This window comes from Marivivens sp. LCG002, from assembly GCF_030264275.1.
In the GTDB taxonomy this organism is placed as follows: domain Bacteria; phylum Pseudomonadota; class Alphaproteobacteria; order Rhodobacterales; family Rhodobacteraceae; genus Marivivens.
Genome location: NZ_CP127165.1, coordinates 605,923 through 629,640 on the forward strand (window position 1 = coordinate 605,923; position 23,718 = coordinate 629,640).

At 59.2% G+C, this 23,718-nt stretch carries 25 protein-coding genes; 15 read left to right on the forward strand and 10 right to left on the reverse strand.

What is annotated here, in order from left to right:
- Both QQG91_RS03070 and QQG91_RS03075 read left to right on the forward strand, forming a co-directional pair.
- Entirely contained in the window at nucleotides 1–546 is a 546-nt protein-coding gene (locus tag QQG91_RS03070) for a biotin transporter BioY (protein ID WP_285771516.1), read from the forward strand.
- On the forward strand, nucleotides 543–1,223 hold the full coding sequence (locus tag QQG91_RS03075; protein WP_285771517.1) for a nitroreductase family protein: 681 nt from the start codon (nucleotides 543–545) through the stop codon (nucleotides 1,221–1,223). The genes QQG91_RS03070 and QQG91_RS03075 overlap by 4 nt, the downstream gene beginning before the upstream one ends.
- Here QQG91_RS03075 and QQG91_RS03080 read toward each other — a convergent pair.
- Both QQG91_RS03080 and QQG91_RS03085 read right to left on the reverse strand, forming a co-directional pair.
- Nucleotides 1,220–2,311, reverse strand: a complete 1,092-nt coding sequence (locus QQG91_RS03080) for a thiolase family protein (RefSeq protein ID WP_285771518.1) — start codon at nucleotides 2,309–2,311, stop codon at nucleotides 1,220–1,222. The two genes, QQG91_RS03075 and QQG91_RS03080, sit on opposite strands and share 4 nt — an antisense overlap.
- The gene (locus tag QQG91_RS03085) at nucleotides 2,308–3,372 is read right to left on the reverse strand and encodes an AMP-binding protein (protein ID WP_285771519.1); all 1,065 of its coding nucleotides are present in this window, start codon (nucleotides 3,370–3,372) and stop codon (nucleotides 2,308–2,310) included. Before QQG91_RS03085 ends, QQG91_RS03080 begins: the two co-directional genes overlap by 4 nt.
- 96 nt (nucleotides 3,373–3,468) lie before the next feature.
- Between QQG91_RS03085 and QQG91_RS03090 the strand changes: the two genes are divergently transcribed.
- Together QQG91_RS03090 and QQG91_RS03095 are read left to right on the forward strand one after the other, a co-directional pair.
- Nucleotides 3,469–4,569 carry a glycosyltransferase gene (locus tag QQG91_RS03090; RefSeq protein WP_285771520.1) on the forward strand — a complete coding sequence of 367 codons (1,101 nt, stop codon included), beginning with the start codon at nucleotides 3,469–3,471 and terminating at the stop codon, nucleotides 4,567–4,569.
- Nucleotides 4,570–5,451 (forward strand): DMT family transporter, encoded by an 882-nt coding sequence (locus tag QQG91_RS03095; RefSeq protein WP_285771521.1) that lies wholly within the window; start codon nucleotides 4,570–4,572, stop codon nucleotides 5,449–5,451. It abuts the gene before it with no gap.
- Here QQG91_RS03095 and QQG91_RS03100 read toward each other — a convergent pair.
- Nucleotides 5,448–5,855 (reverse strand): helix-turn-helix domain-containing protein, encoded by a 408-nt coding sequence (locus QQG91_RS03100; protein ID WP_285771522.1) that lies wholly within the window; start codon nucleotides 5,853–5,855, stop codon nucleotides 5,448–5,450. The genes QQG91_RS03095 and QQG91_RS03100 overlap by 4 nt on opposite strands.
- Entirely contained in the window at nucleotides 5,852–6,355 is a 504-nt protein-coding gene (locus QQG91_RS03105; protein ID WP_285771523.1) for an Lrp/AsnC family transcriptional regulator, read from the reverse strand. The genes QQG91_RS03100 and QQG91_RS03105 overlap by 4 nt, the downstream gene beginning before the upstream one ends.
- Nucleotides 6,356–6,481: 126 nt before the next feature.
- On the opposite strand from QQG91_RS03105, the gene QQG91_RS03110 reads away from it, so the two are divergent.
- From QQG91_RS03110 to QQG91_RS03125, 4 genes are read left to right on the forward strand one after another with little or no spacing between them, the layout of a single operon-like run.
- Complete coding sequence (locus tag QQG91_RS03110; protein WP_285771524.1) at nucleotides 6,482–7,237, forward strand: YqcI/YcgG family protein; 756 nt, start codon at nucleotides 6,482–6,484, stop codon at nucleotides 7,235–7,237.
- A gap of 1 nt (nucleotide 7,238) precedes the next feature.
- Complete coding sequence (locus tag QQG91_RS03115; RefSeq protein WP_285771525.1) at nucleotides 7,239–7,592, forward strand: cupin domain-containing protein; 354 nt, start codon at nucleotides 7,239–7,241, stop codon at nucleotides 7,590–7,592.
- Complete coding sequence (locus QQG91_RS03120) at nucleotides 7,585–8,868, forward strand: APC family permease (protein ID WP_285771526.1); 1,284 nt, start codon at nucleotides 7,585–7,587, stop codon at nucleotides 8,866–8,868. The genes QQG91_RS03115 and QQG91_RS03120 overlap by 8 nt, the downstream gene beginning before the upstream one ends.
- Nucleotides 8,865–9,179 carry a hypothetical protein gene (locus QQG91_RS03125; protein ID WP_285771527.1) on the forward strand — a complete coding sequence of 105 codons (315 nt, stop codon included), beginning with the start codon at nucleotides 8,865–8,867 and terminating at the stop codon, nucleotides 9,177–9,179. The genes QQG91_RS03120 and QQG91_RS03125 overlap by 4 nt, the downstream gene beginning before the upstream one ends.
- Before the next feature lies 1 nt (nucleotide 9,180).
- On the opposite strand, the gene QQG91_RS03130 is transcribed toward QQG91_RS03125, so the two are convergent.
- Nucleotides 9,181–11,484, reverse strand: coding sequence for a Tex family protein (locus tag QQG91_RS03130; protein ID WP_285771528.1), 2,304 nt, complete (start codon nucleotides 11,482–11,484; stop codon nucleotides 9,181–9,183).
- Between the two features lie 176 nt (nucleotides 11,485–11,660).
- On the opposite strand from QQG91_RS03130, the gene lepA reads away from it, so the two are divergent.
- From lepA to QQG91_RS03145, 3 genes are all read left to right on the forward strand, one after another.
- On the forward strand, nucleotides 11,661–13,463 hold the full coding sequence (gene lepA, locus QQG91_RS03135) for a translation elongation factor 4 (RefSeq protein WP_285771529.1): 1,803 nt from the start codon (nucleotides 11,661–11,663) through the stop codon (nucleotides 13,461–13,463).
- Between the two features lie 195 nt (nucleotides 13,464–13,658).
- Nucleotides 13,659–14,117, forward strand: a complete 459-nt coding sequence (locus QQG91_RS03140) for a hypothetical protein (protein ID WP_285771530.1) — start codon at nucleotides 13,659–13,661, stop codon at nucleotides 14,115–14,117.
- Between the two features lie 114 nt (nucleotides 14,118–14,231).
- Nucleotides 14,232–14,414 carry a CTP synthetase gene (locus tag QQG91_RS03145; RefSeq protein ID WP_285771531.1) on the forward strand — a complete coding sequence of 61 codons (183 nt, stop codon included), beginning with the start codon at nucleotides 14,232–14,234 and terminating at the stop codon, nucleotides 14,412–14,414.
- A gap of 131 nt (nucleotides 14,415–14,545) precedes the next feature.
- Here the strand turns inward: QQG91_RS03145 and QQG91_RS03150 are convergent, their stop codons facing one another.
- Nucleotides 14,546–15,289, reverse strand: coding sequence for an alpha/beta fold hydrolase (locus QQG91_RS03150; protein ID WP_285771532.1), 744 nt, complete (start codon nucleotides 15,287–15,289; stop codon nucleotides 14,546–14,548).
- Between the two features lie 77 nt (nucleotides 15,290–15,366).
- Here QQG91_RS03150 and QQG91_RS03155 point away from each other — a divergent pair, with 77 nt between their 5' ends.
- Nucleotides 15,367–15,738, forward strand: coding sequence for a hypothetical protein (locus QQG91_RS03155; RefSeq protein ID WP_285771533.1), 372 nt, complete (start codon nucleotides 15,367–15,369; stop codon nucleotides 15,736–15,738).
- Here the strand turns inward: QQG91_RS03155 and QQG91_RS03160 are convergent.
- The 3 genes from QQG91_RS03160 to glyA form a co-directional block, all read right to left on the reverse strand.
- The gene (locus QQG91_RS03160) at nucleotides 15,735–17,231 is read right to left on the reverse strand and encodes an FAD-binding domain-containing protein (protein ID WP_285771534.1); all 1,497 of its coding nucleotides are present in this window, start codon (nucleotides 17,229–17,231) and stop codon (nucleotides 15,735–15,737) included. The genes QQG91_RS03155 and QQG91_RS03160 overlap by 4 nt on opposite strands.
- Nucleotides 17,232–17,288: 57 nt before the next feature.
- Nucleotides 17,289–18,134 (reverse strand): DUF817 domain-containing protein, encoded by an 846-nt coding sequence (locus QQG91_RS03165; RefSeq protein ID WP_285771535.1) that lies wholly within the window; start codon nucleotides 18,132–18,134, stop codon nucleotides 17,289–17,291.
- A 64-nt stretch (nucleotides 18,135–18,198) separates the two neighbouring features.
- Nucleotides 18,199–19,488 (reverse strand): serine hydroxymethyltransferase, encoded by a 1,290-nt coding sequence (gene glyA / locus QQG91_RS03170; RefSeq protein WP_285771536.1) that lies wholly within the window; start codon nucleotides 19,486–19,488, stop codon nucleotides 18,199–18,201.
- Nucleotides 19,489–19,716: 228 nt separating this feature from the next.
- Between glyA and QQG91_RS03175 the strand changes: the two genes are divergently transcribed.
- The 3 genes from QQG91_RS03175 to QQG91_RS03185 all read left to right on the forward strand — a co-directional run bounded on the left by QQG91_RS03175 (nucleotide 19,717) and on the right by QQG91_RS03185 (nucleotide 21,720).
- Nucleotides 19,717–20,475, forward strand: coding sequence for an NAD kinase (locus tag QQG91_RS03175; RefSeq protein WP_285771537.1), 759 nt, complete (start codon nucleotides 19,717–19,719; stop codon nucleotides 20,473–20,475).
- A gap of 60 nt (nucleotides 20,476–20,535) precedes the next feature.
- Complete coding sequence (locus tag QQG91_RS03180; protein WP_285771538.1) at nucleotides 20,536–21,438, forward strand: AEC family transporter; 903 nt, start codon at nucleotides 20,536–20,538, stop codon at nucleotides 21,436–21,438.
- 78 nt (nucleotides 21,439–21,516) lie between these two features.
- The gene (locus QQG91_RS03185) at nucleotides 21,517–21,720 is read left to right on the forward strand and encodes a CsbD family protein (protein WP_285771539.1); all 204 of its coding nucleotides are present in this window, start codon (nucleotides 21,517–21,519) and stop codon (nucleotides 21,718–21,720) included.
- Nucleotides 21,721–21,774: 54 nt separating this feature from the next.
- Here QQG91_RS03185 and QQG91_RS03190 read toward each other — a convergent pair whose 3' ends face one another.
- Nucleotides 21,775–23,664 (reverse strand): propionyl-CoA synthetase, encoded by a 1,890-nt coding sequence (locus QQG91_RS03190; RefSeq protein ID WP_285771540.1) that lies wholly within the window; start codon nucleotides 23,662–23,664, stop codon nucleotides 21,775–21,777.
- Nucleotides 23,665–23,718: the final 54 nt, after the last annotated feature.

Genomic DNA, 23,718 nt, shown 5'->3' on the forward strand with positions numbered 1-23,718 from the left:
TTGGAAAAGAATGTAACACTCGTCGCGCTGTTCGCAGCGCTCATCGCGGTCTTGGGACTTGTGCCCCAGATCATGCTTGGTTTCGGCGTGCCGATCACGGCGCAAAGCCTTGGGGTGATGCTCTGCGGGACAGTGCTCGGGGCCAAGCGCGGCGGTCTTGCCGTGTTGCTCTTTGTGGTGCTGGTGGCGCTCGGTCTGCCGCTTTTGTCGGGCGGTCGCGGTGGTCTTGGCGTTTTCTCCGCACCCTCGGCAGGTTTTGTTATCGGCTTTCCCTTTGCCGCATTCGTAACGGGCCTCGTGACCGAAAGGCTCCGCTCGGGGAACCTTGCTCTGGTTGCGGGCGCGGCCTCGATCGTGGGCTGTGTCGTGGTCCTCTATGCCTTCGGGATCGTCGGCTTCTCGCTTATCGCGCAAAAGACATTGGCCGAGGCGACGATGGTCATGGGCGTCTTTATCCCTGGTGATTTGATCAAGGCGATCATCGCAGGCGTTTTGACCGCAACGCTCTACAAAGCGCGCCCTGCAAGCGTGCTCTCGCGGGCATGAGCCCGTCGCCGCTCGAAAAACTGCTCGAGGAGCGGCATTCGGTTCGTGCCTTTACCAAAGAGCCCGTGGCGCGAGCCGATCTTGAACGCATGCTTCGCGCGGCGCGGCGTGCCCCGAGCGGTGCGAACCTTCAGCCCGGGCATTTCCATGTGCTGACGGGCAAGGCGCTCGAACAGCTTTCCGCTGCCTTTGCGCAAGCGATTGCGCAGGATGTGCCCCATGTTCAGGAATACAGCTATTTCCCGAACCCGATGCCCGCAGATCGCAAGGCGCGGCAACGTGCGGCAGGATTTGCTCTCTATGACGCGCTCGGCATCGACAAACGCGACCTCGAAGGTCGCCGTCGCCAATTCGAGCTGAACTATCGGTTCTTTGATGCGCCCGTCGGCATCGTGGTGACGATTGACCGCAACATGGGGGCGGGGTGCTTTATAGACCTCGGCATGTCACTCATGGCGCTTTTTCTTGCGGCGAAAGAGCTTGGATACGGCGCAACAGGGATCGGCGCGCTTGCCAATTACGGTCCGACCGCGCTCGAGGCTTTGGGATTGGGCGAGGATCAGCTTGTGGTGTGCGGCATTGCCATCGGTCGCGAAGATACGGGTCATCCCGTCAACGGCTTCCGAACCGAGCGCGACGAACTCAGCACCTTCGCCACGTTTCGGGGCTTTGACTAACGCTCGACCAAAAGCGCAGTGCCAAGGCCGCCCGCCGCGGCAATCGCGGCCAAGCCCTTTTCACCCTGTTCCAGATCATGGAAAAGCCGCACCGCAAGGATCGCGCCCGAGGCCCCGATGGGATGCCCGCGCGCCAAAGCGCCGCCGTTTCGGTTGACGCACTCTTGCGGCAATCCTGCCCCTTGGATGCAGGCGATGGCCTGAACCGCATAGGCCTCCATGATTTCGGCGCGGTCGATCTGGTCGGGTCGCAATCCCGTTTCGGTCAGCAGGCGTTCGATCGCCGCAACAGGGGCAAGTCCGGGAAGGTCGGGCCGCCCGCCGATTGTCAGTCCTTTGGTGATCCGCATGCCGCCGAGCCCGAGCGCAGCCGCCCGCGCCTCGGACATGACAAGACAAAAGGCCGCCGCATCCGCAGCAACGGCCGTGTTCGCGGCGGTGATGGTGCCGTCAATGACCTTGGCGCGTCTGCAATGGGCTTGGCTCAAGTCGCGGGCAAAGGGGTCGCGCTCTTGTCCCGCAATCGCGACGATCTCCTTGCACGGGTTTGAGGCGAGTGCCTTGGCATGGCTTTGAACCGCATAAAGGTCCTGATCCTCGCGGGAAATGCCAAGCTCTTGGGCCAAGGCCTCGGCGGCGGTGGCCATCATCGGGTCGCGATCCGTCCACGGGGTAAAGGGTGCTTGGTCATAGGGTTCGGGGGGACGGCCATCTGCGAACACACGCGAGCGAAGCGGGCGACGGGAATAGCTTTCCACCCCGCCCGCGATGACAATGTCATGCAGTCCCGCGCGGATCATCGCATCAGCCAGCAAAAGCGCATCGAGCCCGCCTGCGCATTGTCTGTCGATGCTTAATCCCGCAACGGTCTCGGGAAGCCCTGCCGCAAGAGCAACCCGACGTGCAGGATTGCCGCCTTCGCCAATGGCGTTCGCAACGATGATCTCACCGACCTGATCCGTAGAAAGGCCAGCGTCGTGCAGGAGCCGCGCAATCACGGGGGCGGCGAGGTCATGGACGTCGTATGCGGCGAATGCCCCGCCGCGCGGGACAACAGCCGTGCGATATGCCGAAACGATGACGCTCATAACTGGTCCTTAGCCCAAATCGTAAGGGCGGCGAGATCGGGTTTACCTGACCCCAGCAATGGAAAGCTCGGATGGAACAAGAAACGCTTTGGCCGCGCAACGGGCGGCAAACCGTCCCGCGCGGCGCTTTGAAGTTCCGCAAGGAGGTCGGGATCGGGGGCCCCTTCGATCACCGCGATGATGCTATGGCCGCGCATCGCATCAAGTGCCGTGACCGCCGCCACGAGCCGGCCCCCCGAAGCAAAAGCAAGGACGGCTTCGATGTCTTCGGGAAAGACGTTCGTGTCGGCGACCGTCACCATGCGGGATTTCCTGCCCAAGAGGAAAAGATAGCCCTCTCTCATCTCGGCCATTTCCCCGATGCTCAGAAACCCGTCCCGCCATCGTGTGTCGGGTGCCTCTCCTTGGGCGTAACCGTCAAAGAGATAGGGGCTTTTCACCCAAAGTTCGCCGCCTTCGAGGTTGATCTCGACCTCTGGATAGGGACGCCCGACAGCGCCTTGGGGCGTGTTCATGTCGGAAAGTGTAATGAAACTCGTCTCTGCGGCCCCGAAAAACTCGTAGAAGGTTGCATTTGGGAAAAGGTCTTGCGTCATCGCTTGTGTGTGCGGATCAAGCCGACCGCCACCGCAGAGGATCAGCCGCAGAGCGGGGATCGGTTCCGAGCGGTCCCGTGCCAAAAGCCTGAGCTGGGTGGGCGTGGCATAAAGCACCGTCGCCGAATGGTCCGATAAAGCGCTTTTCTGCGCGTGGACCCCGAGCCCGCCCAAGGCCAGGACGTCGGCCCCGAGATGTAGTGCCTCGCTCACCGCATAAAGAGAGAGCGATGTCTCGAACCCGCCGAGCACCGCATAGGTGTCGTCTGGCTCAAGATCGAACAGGGTGCGGTTCGCCTCGAAACTTGCGATCCAGCTCGCCGCGCTTCGCTTGATCACTTTGGGATGTCCGCTTGTGCCCGACGTGCGCACCAACAGATGATCCATTCCCGCCAAAGCGGAAACGGGCGCAATGTCGCCGATCAAAATACGGCTGTGCACGGAATGCTGGAAAACGAGACCCATGGCGTCCTTTGGAAAAAGTTGTGCAAGTATATGCAATTCGGGTGAACATCCAATGCCGCCTGAGCTAGAGTGCCGAAAAAGCAAAAAGGCCCCCGTTTGAAAATCGCCGTTGTCGCCACCAATAGCTGGTATCTCTGGAATTTCCGCAAAGAGACGCTTGTTGCGCTGCGCGAAGCGGGGCACGAGGTGATTTGTTTTTGCGGCAATCGCGATTACTTCGAACGGCTCTCGCGTCTTGGGGTTGAGGTTCGGAATGTGGAATTCGGTCCAAGGCGGGTCAGGATCGGAACGCTTTGGCAAACACAAAGAGCGCTGCGGTCCCAACTGGACGATTTCGGGCCTGATGTCGTTCTGGGATTTACCTTGCTCGCCAATGTGCACGTCGGGCTTTGGGGTCCCAAAGCAAGCCGCTGGATTGCGGTAATCGCGGGGCAGGGCGCTTTGGCCCAATATGGCGCACTGCGCCAAAGGCTCACCCTCGGGCTTCTTCGGCCTATGATGCAAAAGGCCTCCGCTGTCGTGTTCCAGAACGAGGTCGATCTTGCCGAATGGACCGATGCAGGTCTGGTGCCGCCCAACCGCGCGCATCTTGTGGCGGGATCGGGCGTCGATCTTGCTGCTTGGCGTCCCGTGCATCCTGCCGAAGGCCCGATCAACGTCCTTTGTCACGCAAGGCTTTTGCGGGCCAAGGGCATCGGGCATTTCCTCTCGCTCGCCAAGATTGCCCGCGAGAAGGGGCTAGCGACGCGCTTCCACCTTGCAGGCTTTGCGATCCCCGAAACCCAAGGCGGGTTTCCCATTGCCGAAATCAAAGCGGCCGAGGCACGCGGCGAGATCACCTATCACGGGGCGCTTGATGACGTCAGGCCACTGTTTCAGGGGCGGACGGTGGGATGTCTGCTCTCGGAATATGGCGAAGGCAAACCGCGGTCCCTGATCGAAGCTTTGGCGGCGGGATGTCCCATTCTCATGTCCAAAATCAGAGGGTGTGACGATCTCGTCGGCGAAGCAAACGGCGTGTCCGTCGATCTCGGCTCTTCGGGCTGGAGGGCCGAAGCGCTTGCCTTTATCGCCGCGCTTGCTGCCGATGAAGACCTCTATCGGACTATGGGCGAGAGAAGCCGCGCCTTGGCGCAATCGAAATTCGATGTCAGGGATAACGTCACAAGGCTCCTAGAGCTTGTCGAGGGAAAATAGATGAACCAAAGACCCGCGATCCTTGGTGTTTTCGCTGTGGTGCTTGCCGCCATCCTCTGGGGATCGACAGGCACGCTTCAGGCGCAGATGCCCGCAGAGCGTATCCCTGTGGTGGTCGGCGTCGTGCGACTGGTCATTGGGGCGATTGCGCTTTGCGTTCTGGCCTTGGCAACAGGCGCACGCCCGCGCACTCTCGCGCAGTTGCCCTTAGGGGGCGTCTTCCTCGCGGGATGTTCCATCGGGCTCTATAACCTTCTCTTTTTTCGCGGTGTCGCTCTTGCCGGTGTCGGGGTCGGGACCGCGATCACCATCGGCAGTGCGCCGCTTTGGGTGATCGGCTACGAAATCTTGCGCGGGATTATCCCGACGAAGGCCAAATCCTTTGGCCTTGGGCTCTGTCTTGTCGGGGTTGTCCTTCTCGCGGGGCTCAGTGCCGATGTGCGCCCTGACCCGCTCGGGGTGCTTCTCGGCCTTGGGGCGGGGGCGAGCTATGCTTTTTATTCCCAAGCGACGAGCGCAATCAAAACCGATCTCGACAGCAGCGCGATTGCCGCGGCGACCTTTTCCGTTGCCGCGCTCGTCACCGCGCCCGCGCTTTTCCTTTATGATACCGCTTGGATCTGGCAGGCCGAGGCGCTTTGGCCGCTCTTGGGTTTGGGCGTTTTGTCGACGGGTGTGGCCTATGCGCTCTATACGTGGGGGCTTCGGCATGTCCTTCCTTCGACAGCCGTTACTCTTGCGCTGGTCGAACCGATGACCGCGTTCTTTCTTGCCGTGTTTCTGCTCGGGGAAAGCGTCACCCTGCCGACGGGACTAGGGGCAGGGCTTTTGCTGGTGGGCCTCATGCTCGTCACGCGCGCCGAGGCGCGTCGCAAGGCTTAGGGCGTGCGCCGCTGCTGTTCGTTCACAAGCGCAGAGAGGAAATCGGCAAAGCTGTCGTGAATACGTGGATTGTTGATCGCCATGAGCGCGTTGATCGCGCGCTGCCCGCCATCGGACGCAAGGAATTCGAGACGTGAATCCATTGCAGTGCCGCCGCTTTCCTCGCGCTCAACGCTTTCTTCGAGTTCGGTGATGAGTTGGGTCGGCGAAATCTTGAGCGCTTTGGCCAGAACGAACAGACGGCTGATCGAAACGCGATTGCCGCCGCTTTCGTATTTCTGGATCTGCTGGAACGAGATTCCCGCCGCTTCCCCAAGCTCGGATTGGCTCAGGCCCGCGGCCTTGCGGTGCATGCGAAGCAGCATACCCATCGCCTGATCTATATGGTTCGCAGTATTTGTCATGCGATTGGCACCCCCTTGCGCGTGATTACAAATTCTTCTGGAGCGCGTTCCTGTATGCCGGAAATTCGTTCACACCAGGTTTTCAAAACGACAGTTGTTGTCAGCGCAGCCACTTCGGGATGTCGGGCAAGTCTGTCTCTAAGGTCCTCAAGGATTGTTTGATTGGCCGCTTCGACGAGAACCCGCATGTCGGTGGAGCCCGAAGTCGACCAACAACTGACGAGTTCGCTCCAGTGCGAGATCGACGAATAAACCATCCCGCAGACATTGCGCCGCAGCCGCACATCGAACATCGCCCTGATCCCCTGAGGCCGTTCCTCCTCGGGCGCATCCACCTCGATGGTAAAGCGCCTGATGACATTGGCATCGCAAAGTTTTTCGACGTGATGCTTCACGGTCGGGCGGGACAAATCCAGCAACGCGGCGATCTCGGTGATCGACCTGCGGCTGTTCTCTCGGAGCAACTCGAGAATCACTCGATCTGTTTGGGTAAGCTTCAACGGGAATCCAAAATGCTAAAACAATCTTTGGTAGATTTTACAAAACGTAGAAGATTTTTCAATTCGAAAGATGATTGGCGAAGAAATCTATCTCAATCTTTACAAAACGGCAGATAGAGGAACGCCATGACAGGGTACTTCACAAAAGACGACGTTTTCACCACGTTCAATGAGCCAAGCTGGCAGAGGGTCGTTTTCTCTGAGTTTGAATCAACTTTAACCAGTAAGTCACGTCCTTTTCCGTGTGTCTTTGGTGTGAGCGGGCTCAAGGCGGGGCATGTGCGCTATGCCTTCCCCGATCCGATGACGCCCGAGGCGCTTGCTCCGATCCTTGCGGACTATCTCGAAAACGCGAGAAGCTTCGGCACGATGACTTCGCTTGTGGTCTTTGGCCGACCGGGTCCCGTCACGCCGATGGAGGATTACCGCGATCGGTTCTGGTCTCTCCTTGCTGGGCTTGAAGCCATCGACGGTAAAGCGCGCCCCGCCGAAATATGCCCCGAACTGGACAGCCCGAGCTGGGAGTTCTGCTTCAACGGAGAGCCGATCTTTGTGGTCTGCAATTCGCCCGCCCATGTGCTGCGCCAGAGCCGTCGCTCGACCTCGTTCATGATCACCCTGCAACCGCGCTGGGTTTTCGAAGGGATCACCGACAGCGAAGATCCTGCGGTCTTGCGGTCGCTGCGGATCGTGCGCGAGCGCCTCGAGAAGTTCGATGCCATCGATACCTCTCCCTATTTGGGGGCCTATGGCGATGTCGAGAACCGCGAGTTCCAGCAGTATTTCCTGGAAGATACGAACGAGGCACCCAAGTGCCCCTTCCATCACATGCCGCGCCCCGATGCGGCCGTTCACCCAAGTTCAAAAGGAAAGGTAGCCTAGGATGTCACTTGATATCACTGACGCAGTTGAAAGCGATTTCCGCATTTTCTCGACCCAGATCGACACCACCGAATGGAAAGCCCTGATCTCGCATATGCTCCCCGATCAGGGGTGCATCGAGGTGCAACGGGACGTGGCGGGCAAGGAACACGCATGGCACCGTCACACCACCGATGAAACGCTCGTCATCCTCGAAGGAAACGTGCGCTTCTATTGGGACCAAGGCGAAAAGATTTGCGGCCCGGGCACCGTGATCACGCTTCCTGCGGGCACGCTTCATGGTTCTGTCGCGCTTGACGGCGGGGCGACCTATCTCATCGCATTCCATCAAGTGGACCTTCCCAAGAATGGCTGAACTATCGAAAACCCTGAGCGCTGGCCGCGGGACGGCTTTGATGCTCAATATCGTGTTGGGGGCGGGGCTTTTGTCCCTCCCCGGTCTCGCCGTTGAAACAGTCGGCTCGTCGGCGCTCCTTGTTTGGGGCGCCTGTGCGCTTGCTGCGATCCCTTTGTTGGCGGTGTTCTACCTGCTTGGTCGACGCTATTCGGACGCGGGCGGTCTGGCCTCGATCGCGCAGATCGCCTTCGGGCGCTTCGGCTATGTCACCGTCACCTTTCTTTTGCTGGGGGCGGTGATCTTCGGGCTTCCCGCCATCGCCATCACGGGGGGCCACTATGCCGCCCAGACCTTTGGCGGCTCGGCCCATGTCTATGCAGTCCTCCTTCTGGTGCTGGCGGTGCTCGCCAATGTCCTTTCGGCCGAAATTGCGGGTCGCGTGAATGCGATCATTGCCTCGACCGTGGTTCTGGCCTTGGTCGTGATCGCGGGTCTGGGTCTGGCCTTTGTCCGCCCCGATGCATCGATCCTTCCGACGTCGGTGGGTGACATTCCGCCGCTCTCCACCCTCGGTGTTGCGTTCATGATGGTCTTTTTCGCCTTTACGGGCTGGGAAGTGAGCGCGAACCTCGGGGGCGAGTTCAAACGGCCCGAGCGCGATTTTCCGACCGCGATTGCTGCTTCTTTCGTGATTGCGGTGGTGCTCTACGTTGCTCTTGCGGTGGTCGTCGCGGGCGCGGGTAACATTTCGAACTATGCCGCGCCGTTCTCGGCCATCTTCGGCGCACATTTCGGCCCAGTCGGAAGTGCGGGGGTCGGCGTTCTGTCTATCCTGATGGTCTTTGCCAACCTCTCGGGGGCGGTCTGGGCTGTGTCGCGCATGGTCTATTCGGGCGCGACCGAGGGCCTGTTTCCGTCTTGGATCGGAACGCTCCGCAATGGGGTGCCTTACCGAGCGGTTTTGCTCACTGTCACGGTTCTTTTGACTGTCACCGTTATTTCGGGCCTTGGCGACGTCCACTTGGGCAATCTTCTCGTCGCGGCAGGGCAAAACTTTCTTTTGATCTACGGGATTGCAGCTGCCGCGCTTGTGAAACTTGCGCTCGGTCAAGGTAGCCGCGCTTTGGGTGTGTTGTCTCTGGCCTTGGTAGTGGGACTGATGATTGCGCGCGGGGTCGAGGGGATTTTCTATCCGCTCGCGCTTATTGCCTGTGCTGCAATCGTGACCGGAACAAGAAAGCGTCAGGCTGAACGGCTTGGGCAGGACCTAAAAACGGATTGGGAAACGGAATGAACACCATTGTTTTGGACATGAACGGGAATACCGCACGCGTAAAACATGCCCTCTCGAACCTGAACGGTGCGCAGGTCGAATTGGTCGAACAATTCGTCGAGCAGATCGTCCGCTGTTATGATCCCGACGTTGTGCGCAGCTTTCTCGAGGCGCGCAATGACCCACGGATTGAAAGCATTCTGGCGCTTGCCGCCGATCTCGAAGACGAAAAACGCGATCAGCTGCTCTTTGCAGCAGAAGATCTCTATGACAGCGCCCAAAGCGAGGCGCTGCCTATTTTGTCGTGTGCCTGCGAAGCGCGGCTGACCTAGCCTAGCGCTTCTTCATCGCATCAAGGAGCGCCGAGCCGAAGCTTCCCGTCGTCTCGGTGCTCTTTTTCTGCGGCGCTGCCGAACGCGGGGCGTTCGAACGAAGCGGTTTGTCCCGCTCTTGTTTGGGGGCCTTTTCGCCGCCGCCGTCCTTGCGCATGGTCAGACCGATACGCTTGCGCGGCACATCGACCTCGGTCACGCGGACGCGCACCACGTCGCCCGCTTTGACGACCTCGTGCGGGTCTTTGACGAAACGGTCGGCAAGCTGGCTCACGTGGACAAGTCCGTCCTGATGCACGCCGATGTCAACGAATGCACCAAAGGCCGCGACGTTGGTCACGGTCCCTTCAAGGCTCATCCCGACCTTGAGGTCTTTGATGTCCTCGACCCCATCGGTAAAGGTCGCGGTCTTGAAGGTCGGACGCGGATCACGTCCCGGTTTCTCGAGTTCCGAGAAAATATCCTGAACCGTCGGAAGCCCGAATTTCTCGGTGACGAACTCTTCGGGAGCAAGTCGGGCGAGGAGCTTGGGGTCTTTCATCACTTCGCGCAGATCGCGCCCGCAGGCCGCCACGATTTTACGAGCGACATCATAGGCTTCGGGGTGAACGGCCGAGGCGTCGAGCGGCTCTGCGCCGTCCGTAATCCGCAAGAAGCCCGCTGCCTGTTCAAACGCACGGGGACCAAGACGCGGCACCGAGAGGAGATCCTTGCGCGTGGCAAAAGCACCGTTTGCATTGCGGTATTCGACAATGGCTTCGGCGAGCGACTGACCCAGACCCGAGACCTGAGCCAAAAGCGGGGCAGAGGCCATGTTGAGATCGACACCGACCGCGTTCACGGCGTCTTCGACCACCGCTTCAAGCGACTTGCCAAGGCGGAACTGGTCCACGTCATGCTGGTATTGGCCCACGCCGATCGACTTGGGTTCGATCTTGACCAGTTCGGCGAGCGGGTCCTGAAGACGGCGGGCAATCGACACCGCGCCGCGCAAGGAGACGTCCAGATCGGGGAATTCGCGGGCGGCAAGTTCCGAAGCCGAATAGACCGAGGCACCCGCTTCGGAAACGATGACTTTGGTGGGTTTCGGCGCAGGGATCTGGGCCAAAAGGTCGGCGACCATCTTTTCCGTCTCGCGGCTTGCGGTGCCGTTGCCGATGGCGATCAGCTCGACATTATGCCGTTTGATCAGAGCGGCAATCGTTGCTTGTGCACCTCGAAGGTCCATCTTGGGTTGGAACGGATAGACCGTCGCGGTCTCAAGCACCTTGCCGGTCGCATCAACGACCGCCACTTTGACCCCAGTGCGAATGCCTGGATCAAGCCCGATGGTGGCGCGCGCACCCGCAGGCGCAGCAAGCAGTAGATCCTTGAGGTTTCGTGCAAAGACGGCAATCGCCTCTTCCTGCGCGCGTTTGCGCATCTCGGTCATAAGGTCGAGCATCATGGTCAGCGACATTTTGGTGCGCCATGTCCAGCCTGCGACCTTGGCAAGCCAGAGATCGGCTGCGCCCTGCGTGCGAACACCAAGCGCAGCGCGGACCATCGTTTCGGCTTCCTCTGCCCCGACTTCGGCGGGCGGCGCGATATCAAGGCTGACCACCCCTTCGTTCGACGCACGAAGCATGGCAAGCGCGCGGTGGCTGGGGACATTGGCCCATTTCTCGACGTGCGCAAAATAATCCGAGAACTTTGCGCCCTTTTCCTCTTGGCCACTGATCACGGTCGAGGTGAGGACTGCGGCGCCCTGCATGTAGCTGCGCAGCTTACCCAAAAGCTCGGCATTCTCGCCAAGCCCCTCTGCAATGATGTCGCGCGCACCATTGAGCACGTCTTTGGCTTCTGCAAAGGCTTCGCATTTGAACCCCTCGGCCAAGACCTCGGGGTCGGCACCCCGATCCGCCAAAATCGCATCGACCAAAGGCTGGAGACCTGCCTCGCGTGCGATGGTGGCGCGGGTGCGGCGCTTGGGCTTGTAGGGAAGGTAGATATCTTCGAGTGTGGCCTTGGTTTCGGCGTCGACGATGGATTTTTCAAGTTCGGGGGTGAGCTTTCCTTGCTCCCCGATTTCCTTGAGGATCGAAGCCCGCCGTGCCTCGAGTTCGCGCAGATAGCCGAGACGGTCGGCCAGCGTGCGAAGCTGGGTATCATCAAGCCCGCCCGTCACCTCTTTGCGATAGCGGGCGATAAAGGGCACCGTCGCGCCTTCGTCCAAAAGAGCAACCGCCGCTGCGACCTGATCGCCCCTTGCGCCGATTTCCCCTGCAATCGTGAGTGCGATGCGACGTGCGGTGTCCTGTGCCATTCGGCCCCCCTTGATTCTGCTCGGACCGCTGTTCTAGCGAGAGCAAGGACAAGCGCCAAGGCGCATCCCCTCACTCATTTCCTCACAACGCTGCGAAAGAGCGCTCTGCTACTTGCAAAATAACAGTTTCCCCTACATAGACAGCCGTTGAAACTCTCGCTCTTGGGCTGCTGTTAATGACTGATCTTACGCATATCCGGAACTTTTCCATCGTGGCGCACATCGACCACGGTAAATCCACTCTGGCAGACCGTCTGATCCAGTCCACAGCCACCGTCGCCGACCGCGATATGAAGGCCCAGCTTCTCGACTCAATGGACATCGAGCGCGAGCGCGGCATCACGATCAAGGCGAACACCGTCCGCATTGATTACAAGGCGGATAATGGCGAGACCTATGTTCTCAACCTGATCGACACTCCCGGACACGTTGACTTTGCCTACGAAGTGTCGCGCTCCATGCGCGCGGTCGAAGGCTCGCTTCTTGTTGTGGACTCGACCCAAGGTGTCGAAGCGCAGACCCTCGCCAACGTCTATCAAGCGATCGAAGCTGACCACGAGATTGTGCCCGTTCTGAACAAGATCGACCTTCCTGCCGCCGACTGCGCACGCGTGGCCGCCCAGATCGAGGATGTGATCGGTATCGACGCCTCCAACGCGCTTCAGGTCTCGGCCAAGTCGGGTATCGGCATCAAGGAAACGCTCGAAGCCATCGTGCACCGCCTTCCTGCCCCCAAGGGCGAGCGTGACGCACCGCTCAAGGCGATGCTCGTCGACTCGTGGTATGACGCCTATCTCGGCGTTGTCGTGCTTGTCCGCATCGTCGACGGCGTGCTCAAGAAAAACGACCGCGTCCGCTTTATGTCGAACGGCACCGTGCACCATGTGGACCGCATCGGCGTCTTCAAACCCGGCATGCTCCCCGTCGAGGAACTCGGGCCGGGCGAAATCGGCTTTCTCACCGCTTCGATCAAACAGGTGCGTGACACCCGCGTCGGTGACACCATCACCAGCGAGAAAAAGGGCGCCGAAGTCGCGCTTCCCGGCTTCAAGCCGTCCCAGCCCGTTGTGTTCTGCGGCCTCTTCCCCGTCGACAGCTCCGAGTTCGAGGACCTGCGCGATGCCATCGAGAAACTCGCGCTCAACGATGCCTCCTTCTCCTTCGAGATGGAAACCTCTGCCGCACTCGGCTTCGGGTTCCGCTGCGGCTTCCTCGGTCTTTTGCACCTCGAGGTGATCCGCGACCGCATCGAGCGTGAATACAACATCGACCTGATCACCACTGCGCCTTCGGTGGTCTATCACCTCCACATGAAGTCGGGCGAAGTTAAAGAGCTTCACAACCCCGCCGACATGCCCGAAGTGACCACCATCGACCACATCGAAGAGCCGCGCATCAAGGCCACCATCATGGTGCCCGACGAATATCTCGGCGATGTGCTCAAACTCTGTCAGGATCGCCGCGGCGTGCAGCTCAACCTTGCCTATGCAGGGGTGTCCCGCGCCATGGTGGAATATGACCTTCCGCTCAACGAAGTGGTGTTCGACTTCTACGACCGCCTGAAATCCGTGACCAAGGGCTATGCGTCCTTCGACTATGCGGTGACGGGCTACCGCGAGGATAACCTCGTCAAAATGTCGATCCTTGTGAACGACGAACCTGTGGATGCACTCTCGATGCTGGTGCACCGTGACCGCGCCGAAATGCGTGGCCGCGCCATGTGCGAAAAGCTCAAGGACCTCATCCCCCGCCACATGTTCAAAATCCCGATCCAGGCGGCCATCGGCGCCAAGGTCATCGCCCGCGAGACCCTTTCGGCCCTGCGCAAGGACGTGACCGCCAAATGCTACGGCGGCGACGCCACCCGAAAGCGCAAGCTGCTCGACAAGCAGAAGGCGGGTAAGAAAAAGATGCGCCAGTTCGGCAAAGTGGAAATCCCGCAAGAGGCCTTTATCTCGGCCCTCAAGATGGACAACTAAAACAAAGCCCCGCAGACGCGGGGCTTTTTGTTTGGGCCTAAGTATCTTTTGAAGTGGGATGAGGTAAGCTGTCGGATTTGTAACTTTAACGAGAAAATTATCGTTGACTGACCGCCTATTGGGGTGAACGTTGTAGCTAAAAGAAAACACCGAAAGCGGTGAAATGCTGCACTTTATCTTGAACTGGGGAACGAAATGTCAGACGAAATGAATGCTGAGTTCTTTAGCGCAACCGACATTGTTCGCGTTGTGAATACCACGACTTCGAACGTTCGAATTATCAATATGGATACCCAAAAGTCGGCAGACTTCTATCCGCAAATGATGAAAGATATCACGATCCGTATACCCTGGCTCTATCCCGGCAACGACATGCTCAAGAACCAGATGCGAGCCTTGATTGTCCAACTTCTGGATCGCAACAAGTATATCTACATCTATGAAGAAAAAGGTCTGATTCACGCGAACGAGGCGAAGGGGGTCTACAGTCCAATCCTCGGCTACTCCAAGGCGAATGCAAAGTACGGACTATGGATTAGAGATCACACCGTCTCGCTCGAAAATCCTGCCGACACATATTACAAAGGTGGTCCTGCGATCAAACCGCATTCGATCGAAGAGAGTGCCTTTGGGAACGGCCAGCCAACCAGTTAGGTCCATTCAAGTTATTGCACTTGTTCGGCTTCGCTCAGCTCTGATTGACTCAAATCAATCCCTTCTTTGCCGTTCTCTGATCTACTGAGGGTAATCGGTAGAGGAGGAAGGCCTATGCTTCGACTTGCGACTGTTCTGTTTTCCCTTATTGCGACGACGCTTGCGGGGTCGTTTGTAGTGGCGGCTCTGACGATGGGGATGGTCACATTGGAGCCGATTTTGGCGGCGGCGGCGATTGGCGCTCTCCTGGCGGTGCCTGCCTCGCTCATTGTCGCGAAAAAGATCGTGACCGCCTAGGCGACGGAACATGCCGCGTGCTGCGTATCACTCCTGCAAGACCAGGAGGCTACCATGACCCGATTGTCCGTTATCTATCTCGCCTTGATCGCCACGCTCAGCAGCTTGGCCGTCTATTCGTCGGTGGTCTTTTAGGCGTTGAGGAAATTGCGCACCGAGGCTTCGAATTCGCGGGGCTTTTCCGCATGGAGCCAATGGCCCGTCCCCGGAATTTTCGCAAAATAGCTGTTCGGGAAAAGCTCTTTGATCCGCGCGCGATATTCGGGTTTGACATAGTCGGACTCGGCCCCCGATAGAAACAGCGTCGGTCCTGAGAACTGGCCCGTCACCTCGGGAAAGCCGACGATCTTGTCCATCTCGGCCTCGAGCACGTCGAAGTTCAGCTTCCAGCGCTTTTCCTTGAGATCGAGCGACTGGAGAAAGAAATCCCGCAACCCCGGTCCAAGGTGCTCAAGCTGTTCGGCAGCGTCCGAGCGGCTCTGCACGCGGGAAAGATCGACAGCGCGCATGGCGTCGATATTGCCCGTTTGCGTGTGGGTGTAGGCCACGGGCGCGATATCCGCGACCACCAGTTTGCGCACTTTATCAGGATGACGGAGCGCAAGGAGCATCGACGCCTTGCCGCCCATCGAGTGGCCGACCACATCCCATTGCCCGTCGATCACATCCGCCAGATCGTCCCCGAGTTCGGGATAGGAATGCGTATCTTTCCAAGGGCTTGAGCCGTGGTTGCGCATGTCCACACAGACAACCTCGCGCTCGTCCGAAAGCCGCTTGGCAATCACGCCCCAATTGCGGGCTGAACCGAAAAGCCCATGTGCAATCAGGAGGTTCGGTCGGTCTGTCGGGGTGCCGTGGCGGATCGTGTTCAACATACATCACTCCATAGTCATAAGCGGCAAAAGGAGCCAGAGGGTTTGAGCGGATCACCGCCGATAGGATATCTGGGCGCATGCAACGCGCCAGTTACGAAAACGATCTGATTCCGCTCGAGAGCCTGCTTGAGGAGAAGCTTCGCCTCAGGACGGGACATTTGCGCGACCGTCTGTCAAAGGCACGTTATCGGCTCCCGCGGCGTCTGCGCAAGGATGTGGAGTTCATCCTTCAGGCCGATTACATGACCCGGAACCCCCATCTTGCCATCATGGTCAGTGAAACGCGGTTTCAGGGGGCAGTCCGCGCAATCTCGGCCTATCTGGCCGATCTCGATCCCGCGCAAGAGCGCAAGAACCGTCTTTTGAACCTTGCCGCTCTGATCGCGCTTTATGTGCTCATGACGGGCGCGGGGGTGGTCGGCGTCATGGTCTGGCGTGATCTCGTCTAGAACTTGAGCGAAAGCTGCAAAGGGTCTGCCGATTTGGAGGGCTTGCGGCGGGGAGTCGATTTGCGGCTGGCGTGCTTGGCGATGACCCGCGCGGTTTCCTCGGAGTGCCTTGATGCCTTGCGGATCGCATAGACCGCGTCGCGTGCCGCTTTGGTCGCAGCGGAGTGATCCACGATGGGCACGGGATAGGACGTCCGTTCCCCCCATTTCCACGGCTCGTGCACAAAGGCATCGGGCACGCGGTCAAGTTCGGGAACGTAGCGGCGGATAAAAACCCCCTGCGGGTCGTGGTCATAGCTCTGTTTGATCGGGTTATAGATGCGGACGGTGTTCATTCCCGTTGTGCCGGACTGCATCTGCACCTGTGGCCAATGGATGCCGGGTTCATAGTCCACAAAGCGGCGGGCAAGGAAAAGCCCGCTTTCCCGCCATGGCAGCCAAAGGTGATAGCTCGCAAACGACATGAGCATCGCTCTCATGCGGAAATTGAGCCAACCGTGTCGGTCGAGGGCGCGTAGGCACGCATCGGCAAAGGGATAACCCGTTCGCCCCTCCATAAACGCGGCAAGTCGTTCGGGGTCGCCCGTTTCGGGTCTCAGCCCGTCATAGGCCGAATGCATGTTGGCAAACTCGATGGCGGGATCGTCTTCGAGTTTCTGGATAAAATGGCAATGCCAGTGCAAGCGACCTGAAAAAGAGGTCAGAGAGTTCCGCCATGCCTTGGTCGCGGGGCCCGGCTCTAATTCGTTGAGCCTCCGCCATGTAGCCTGCGCGGCCTCGCGCATCGAAAGCGTGCCCCATGTCAAATGCGGCGAAATCCGCGAGCTTGCGTCAAAGGCAGTGACGGGGCTCGACATCTCGAAACGGTAGTTGCGCCCGCGCACGTGAAGGAAGCTGTCCAGCGTGCGGAGCGCGACCTGTCGCCCACCGCTCTGACGTTCGGGGCAGGGATCGGAGGCGAGCCCAAGTTCGCGCCCGTTTGGAATATGGGTGGGAAGGTCACACTGCGGCGTGGAGAGGCGCTTGGGTGCGGGCGTGATCGGTTCGGCCATCACGCGGTCCCAGTGGCTGGCCCAGCCGTTACGCGACCCAAGCCGTCTGACCACTCCGGTCTGGGTGATTTCATTCCACGGGGTTTGGTGCCCTTTGGTCCAGGCGGCCACGCGTTTGTCGCGCGCATAGGTCCAAGCGTTGCCCGTTTCCTCATGGCTCCAAAGGGTGACGCCACCGAACCGCGCGTGGATGAGGTCAAGCGCGTCAACTGCGTCCATTTGCAGGACGAAAAGCTCGGAGCCTCTTGCACGCAGGGCTGTTTGCAGCTCGCTCAGGCAGTCGCGGACAAAGTCCCATTGACGCGCGGAACTGTCTTCAAGCCGCCAATATTCGGGCTCGACGATATAGACGGGAAGCACCGCGCCCCGCTCGGCCGCATTGAACAAAGGCCGGTGATCCTCGATCCTGAGATCCCGCTTGAACCAGACAACGTTGATCACGTCTTCCCCTCTGACTTGGCAAGGAGAGAGTTAGCGCGACGCCTCTGGGCGGCAAGGTCAGCCTGCGGGTCTGTTCGGGTCGATCGGACCTTTTGACAATGGTTCGCGCAGAACAAGCGTCACAGTGCCGAACGCCACATAGAGCAGCATATACCACGATCCCATCTTCGAGAAATTCACCAGATCGGATGCGGATTGGCCGTTATAAAGCCATGTCTGCGTGGCCGTCCCCACGTTCTCGGCGATCCAGAGAAAGAATGAGGACAGAAAAGCCGCAAGCGGAAGGGGCATCCAATACCAGCGCCCGATCTCGAACCAGATCCGCGTGCGCCAGAAGAGAAGGAGGGAGCAGAGGAAAATACCGATCCGCAGATCGGGTATGAAGTGGTGGGTAAAGAAGTTGAGGTAGATCACCCCCGCAAAAAGGAGCGTCAGCGCATAGGGCGGAAAGGGTGCAAAACGCATATCAAAGAGCCGGATGGCACGCGCCATAAAGCTCCCCACCGACGCATACATGAATCCCGAAAAGAGCGGCACGCCCGCGATTTTGAGAACGCCCGCTCCGGGGTAATCCCAACTCCCCATATGGAGTTTGAACACCTCCATGATGGTGCCTGTAAGGTGGAACAACAAGATCACCTTGGCTTCCGAGAAGGTCTCCAGCTTGAAAACGAGGAAAAGGATCTGGAGCGTCAACGCATAGGCGACCAGAGCGTCGTATCGTGCAATCGGCCAATCGGCTTGCCAGATTTTGCTCGAGACGATCATCCCGACGAGAAGCAGACCGCCAAAGAGCGTGGCCCAGCCCATCTTGACGACGAACATGACGAATTCGGTAATCGGGGTCGGGAGTTTGGCGCGGAGCCAGTCGCCCAATCGCCTCTCGAGCGTTCTTGTCTGCATAGTGCAGCCATAAATAGAAAAAGGGGGCCTGTCAGCCCCCTTAAACGTTAGTGTGTTGCTGCTCTTAGAGGTTCGGGTAGAGCGGGAACTTTTCGCAGAGCGCTTCGACTTCTGCACGGACCTTGGCTTCGATCTCGGCGTTGCCGTCTGCGCCGTTGGCGGCAAGACCGTCAACAACTTCGACGATCCAGTCGGCGATCTGGCGGAACTCGGCCTCGCCGAACCCGCGGGTGGTTCCGGCAGGGGTGCCGAGGCGAACGCCCGAGGTCACGGTCGGCTTTTCGGGATCGAAGGGAATGCCGTTCTTGTTGCAGGTGATATGCGCACGGCCCAGAGCCTTTTCGGTGTCGTTGCCCTTGACGCCTTTGGGGCGCAGGTCGACGAGCATCACGTGGCTGTCGGTGCCGCCGGTGACGATATCAAGACCGCCCTTCATCAGCTGATCTGCAAGCGCCTGAGCGTTGGCGACGACCTGCTTCTGATAGGATTTGAACTCGGGACGCAGCGCTTCGCCGAACGCAACGGCTTTGCCTGCGATGACATGCATGAGCGGGCCGCCCTGAATGCCGGGGAAAATCGCCGAGTTGATCTTTTTCGCGATGTCCTCGTCGTTGGTGAGGATCATGCCGCCGCGCGGACCGCGAAGGGTCTTGTGCGTGGTGGTGGTGGCAACATGCGCATAGGGGAAGGGCGAGGGGTAGATGCCCGCAGCCACGAGACCCGCAAAGTGAGCCATATCCACCAAAAGGATCGCGCCGACCGAATCCGCGATTTCGCGCATCTTGGGGAAGTCGATGATACGGGGAATGGCCGAGCCGCCCGCGATGAGCATCTTGGGCTTGTGCTCGGTGGCCAGCGCCTGGATCTGGTCATAGTCGATCTGGCTGTCCTGCTTGCGCACGCCATACTGGATCGCGTTGAACCATTTGCCCGACTGGTTCGGCTTGGCACCGTGGGTCAGGTGGCCGCCCGCATCGAGGCTCATGCCGAGGATCGTGTCGCCGGGCTGGAGAAGCGCGGTATAAACACCCTGGTTCGCCTGCGAGCCCGAGTTGGGCTGTACGTTGGCGAATTCACAACCGAAGAGTTCCTTGGCGCGGTTGATCGCAAGATCTTCTGCGATGTCCACGAACTGGCAGCCACCATAGTAGCGACGGCCTGGATAGCCTTCTGCGTATTTGTTGGTCATCACCGACCCCTGCGCTTCCATTACGGCAGCAGAGACGATGTTTTCGGACGCGATCAGTTCGATCTCGTGGCGCTGACGGCCAAGCTCTTGGCGGATTGCGCCAAAGATCTCGGGATCGCGGGTTTCAAGGCTTTCGGTGAAGAAACCGGAATCGGTAGCAGTCATTGGAATTCCTCTGGCTGAGGGGTTTGGTTTGCGCCTGATTATGGGCAACTCGCTTCGGGATAAACCCTAGAAAACGTCATAATCTTCATGAAAACGAAGTGAATTGGGAAAACCTCGTTCTTATCCGCACAAATTTCCATCCATCGTCACAAAAGGGATCGGATTTCGTGTGTTCAATGTTTGCTCCAAGCTGTTACACATGCATCGGAACACAGGGGAGTTAGACCCATGGAAAAGATCGCTTTTGTCGCCAGCGAGGCGCCCGCCGCGCAAGAGGCCTCGGCGATTTTGACCGAGCGCTACGGCACTGTTCCGCTCGAAGAGGCCAAAGTGATCGTCGCGCTCGGCGGCGACGGCTTCATGCTCCAGACGCTTCATGCGACCCAAGCGCTCCCTGCGCCCGTCTATGGGATGAACCGCGGCACGGTCGGCTTCTTGATGAACGAATATCACGAGGACGATCTTCTTTTTCGTCTCGCTGCCGCCGAAGAAGAGGTGATCAACCCCCTGTCCATGGTGGCCTATACCACCGACGGGACGCGGCACGAGGCTTTGGCGATCAACGAAGTCAGCCTCCTGCGCGCGGGTCCTCAGGCCGCCAAGCTGCGTATCTCGGTGGATGGCCGCTTGCGGCTCTCCGAGCTGGTGTGCGACGGGGCTCTTGTGGCGACGCCTGCGGGCTCGACCGCATACAACTACTCGGCCCATGGTCCGATCCTTCCGATCGGGTCGGATGTGCTCGCGCTGACCGCAATGGCTGCATTCCGCCCCCGCCGTTGGCGCGGCGCGCTCTTGCCTAAATCGGCCAAGGTCGTCTTTGACGTGATCGACCCCGCCAAACGGCCCGTGATGGCCGATGCCGACAGCCGTTCGGTCCGCAATGTGGTCAAGGTCGAGATCGAGAGCCGTAAGGACATCACCCACCGCATTCTCTTTGATCCCGGTCATGGGCTTGAAGAGCGTCTGTTGCAGGAACAGTTCGTCTAAGGCACTTGTGATACCAGTCGGGGCATGCTTTGAAAGCGCATAAGCGGTTCAAGGTTCGCAATGCTTCACGTTCTCACGCACAACATTCTCCCCGTCTTTTCGATGCTTGCGCTCGGCTTTTTGCTCGGGCGCTTGGGGAAAGTGTCGCGCCAAGAGGCGGCGGCGGTGAACCGTGTGGCCTTTCTCGTCCTTCAACCCGCGCTCATCTTTCCGCTGATCAACGGTCTTCATTGGGAAGAGTTCAGGCTTGACGCTTTGGGCCTCTATGCGCTGGGGCAAGTGGCCGTCTTCGTTCTTACCTTTGTCGTTGCCACCCGCGTTTTCAAACGCGAAACGCCCGAAGCTTGGCTCCTTTCGATGGCGACGATCTTTGTGAACACGTTGCTTTATGTCTGGCCGATCTCGTTCCTGATCTATGGGGCAGGGGCGGTGCTTCCGATCACGGGGATCGTGGCATGGGACTCTGCGTTCTCGTTCGCCTTCTTCATCGTCACAACCGATCTTATGATGAACCGCGAGGCAACGGCGCTCCAGTCCCTAAAGCGCGTAGGGAGCAATCCCGTGCTGATCGCGATCCTGCTCGGCGCGGTCACGAATGCGCTGGGCATCGCGACGCCCGAACCGATCCTGACGGGGATGAAATTCGCAGGGGCCGCCGCCGCGCCTTTGACGCTCTTTGCTCTGGGTGTGATCCTGTCGGGCCATGCCATGAAGCCGAGCGCGACGATCCTCACGGTTTCGGGGATCAAAATTCTGGTCTTTCCGCTGGTGGTCTGGCTCTTGCTTCGTCTCGGGACGCGGCCGCAGGAGTGGAATGATCTGGTGCTTCTGACATCGGCGGGACCGTCGGGCGCCATGGCCTTTGCGCTTGCCATGTTGCACGGCGTCAGAACCGACCAGATCGCGCCCGTGATCATCTGGACATCGGTCCTTTCTCTCGTCTCGCTCGCCCTTCTTGCTTAATTTCGGAACCCGTCCGTTTCTTCTGCGTTGTCTCATCACAGCGCCAGTGATGGCGGCATTAAGAAGAAGGAGATTATGATGGACTGGAATCGTATCGAAGGAAATTGGAAGCAGCTCACCGGCACCGTCAAAGCCAAGTGGGGCGATTTGACCGACGACGAAATCGCCGAGGCCGAGGGCAACCGTGACGTGCTCATCGGCAAGATCCAGCTGAAATACGGGATCGCCAAGGACAAGGCCGAAGCCCAAGTTGATGAATTCGCCGAGTCTTTGAAGCACTAAATTATTGTTTTACAAAGAATTCGGGCGGCAGGATCACCTGCCGCCCGTTTCTGTTTATTTGGCATAACCCAAAGGTTTGAGCGCCTCGCGGATCTCATCAAGGATCGCAGGATCGTCGATGGTGGCGGGCATCTTGAACTCTTGGCTGTCGGCGATCTTGACCATCGTCGCACGCAGGATCTTGCCCGAGCGCGTCTTGGGGAGGCGGTCGACGACAACGGCAAGCTTGAAGGCGGCCACGGGGCCAATCTTGTCACGCACCAGCTTGACCACCTCTTTGACGATCTCGTCATGGGGGCGGTTGCATCCCTTGTTCAGGCAAAGAAAGCCAAGCGGCATCTGGCCTTTGAGCTCGTCCGAAACGCCGATCACAGCGCATTCGGCAACATCGGGGTGCGAGGCAAGCACTTCCTCCATCGCGCCCGTCGAGAGACGGTGGCCCGCGACGTTGATCACGTCATCGGTGCGGGCCATGATGTAAAGATAACCGTCTTCGTCGATGATACCCGCATCCCCTGTCTCGTAATAACCGGGGAAGTTGTTGAGATAGGATTTACGGAAGCGATCTTCTGCATTCCAGAGCGTCGGGAAGGTGCCGGGAGGCAGCGGAAGCGGCGTCACGATCGCGCCAAGTTCCCCGCGGGGAAGTTCCTTGCCGGTTTCATCGACGACTTTGAAGTCATAGCCGGGCATCGACACCGAAGGCGATCCGATTTTGACCGGCAAAAGCTCGATCCCGACGGGGTTGCACACCGCAGGATAGCCAAGCTCGGTCTGCCACCAATGGTCGATGATCGGCTTTTTCAGCTTTTCTTGCGCCCAGATGATCGTATCGGGATCGGCCCGCTCGCCCGCAAGATAAACCGTGCGCAGCTTGGACAAATCGTATTTCGTGATGAACTCGCCCTTGGGGTCCTCGCGCTTCACGGCGCGGAAGGCAGTCGGGGCGGTAAAGAAGGCGCGCACCTCGTATTCTTCGATGATGCGCCAGAAGGTGCCGGCGTCAGGGGTGCCGACGGGTTTGCCTTCGAAGACGATGGTCGAGTTGCCGTTCAGAAGCGGGGCGTAGGTGATATAGGAGTGCCCCACGACCCAGCCCACATCGGAAGCCGCCCAGAAGACCTCGCCGGGGTTCACGTTATAGACGTTCTTCATCGTCCAATGCAGCGCAACGCAGTGACCTGCGGTATGACGCACAACGCCCTTGGGCTGACCCGTGGTGCCCGAGGTGTAGAGGATATAGGCAGGGTGGTTGCCTTCGACAGGCACACATTCTGCAGGCTCGACATCCGCCTGGAACCCGTGCCAGTCATAGTCGCGCCCTTCGATCAGCTTGGCGACTTCCTGCTCGCGCTGGAAAATGACGCAGAAGTCGGGCTTGTGCTTGGCAAGCTCGATGGCACCGTCCAGCAGCGGCTTGTAATGCACCACGCGGTTCGGTTCGAGCCCGCAAGACCCTGCAATGATCGCCTTGGGGGTTGCATCGTCGATCCGCACGGCAAGCTCGTTGGCCGCAAAGCCGCCGAACACGACCGAGTGGATCGCACCGATACGGGCGCAGGCCAGCATCGCTTCCAATGCTTCGGGCACCATCGGCATATAGATGATGACGCGGTCGCCTTTTTCGATACCCTTGGCCCGCAGCGCGCCCGCAAGCGAAGCCACGCGCGCCTGAAGCTCGCTATAGGTGATGATGTGCTTGGATTTGGTGATCGGGCTGTCGTGGATGATCGCCGCCTGCTCGCCGCGACCGTTTTCGACATGACGGTCGACCGCATTGTAACAGGCGTTCAGCTTGCCATCGGAAAACCACTCGTAAATCGGTGCATGTTCGTCAAACAGTGCCTTGCTGGGTTTTTCGACCCAGTCGATGGCTTCGGCAGCCTCCATCCAGAATGCCTCCGGATCGGCCTTCCAGCTCTCGTAGACCTCTTTATACGTCATAGGTGGTTCTCCTCTCACTTGGCTCAAGTGTTAGAGGATGCACTCGTCACTGGA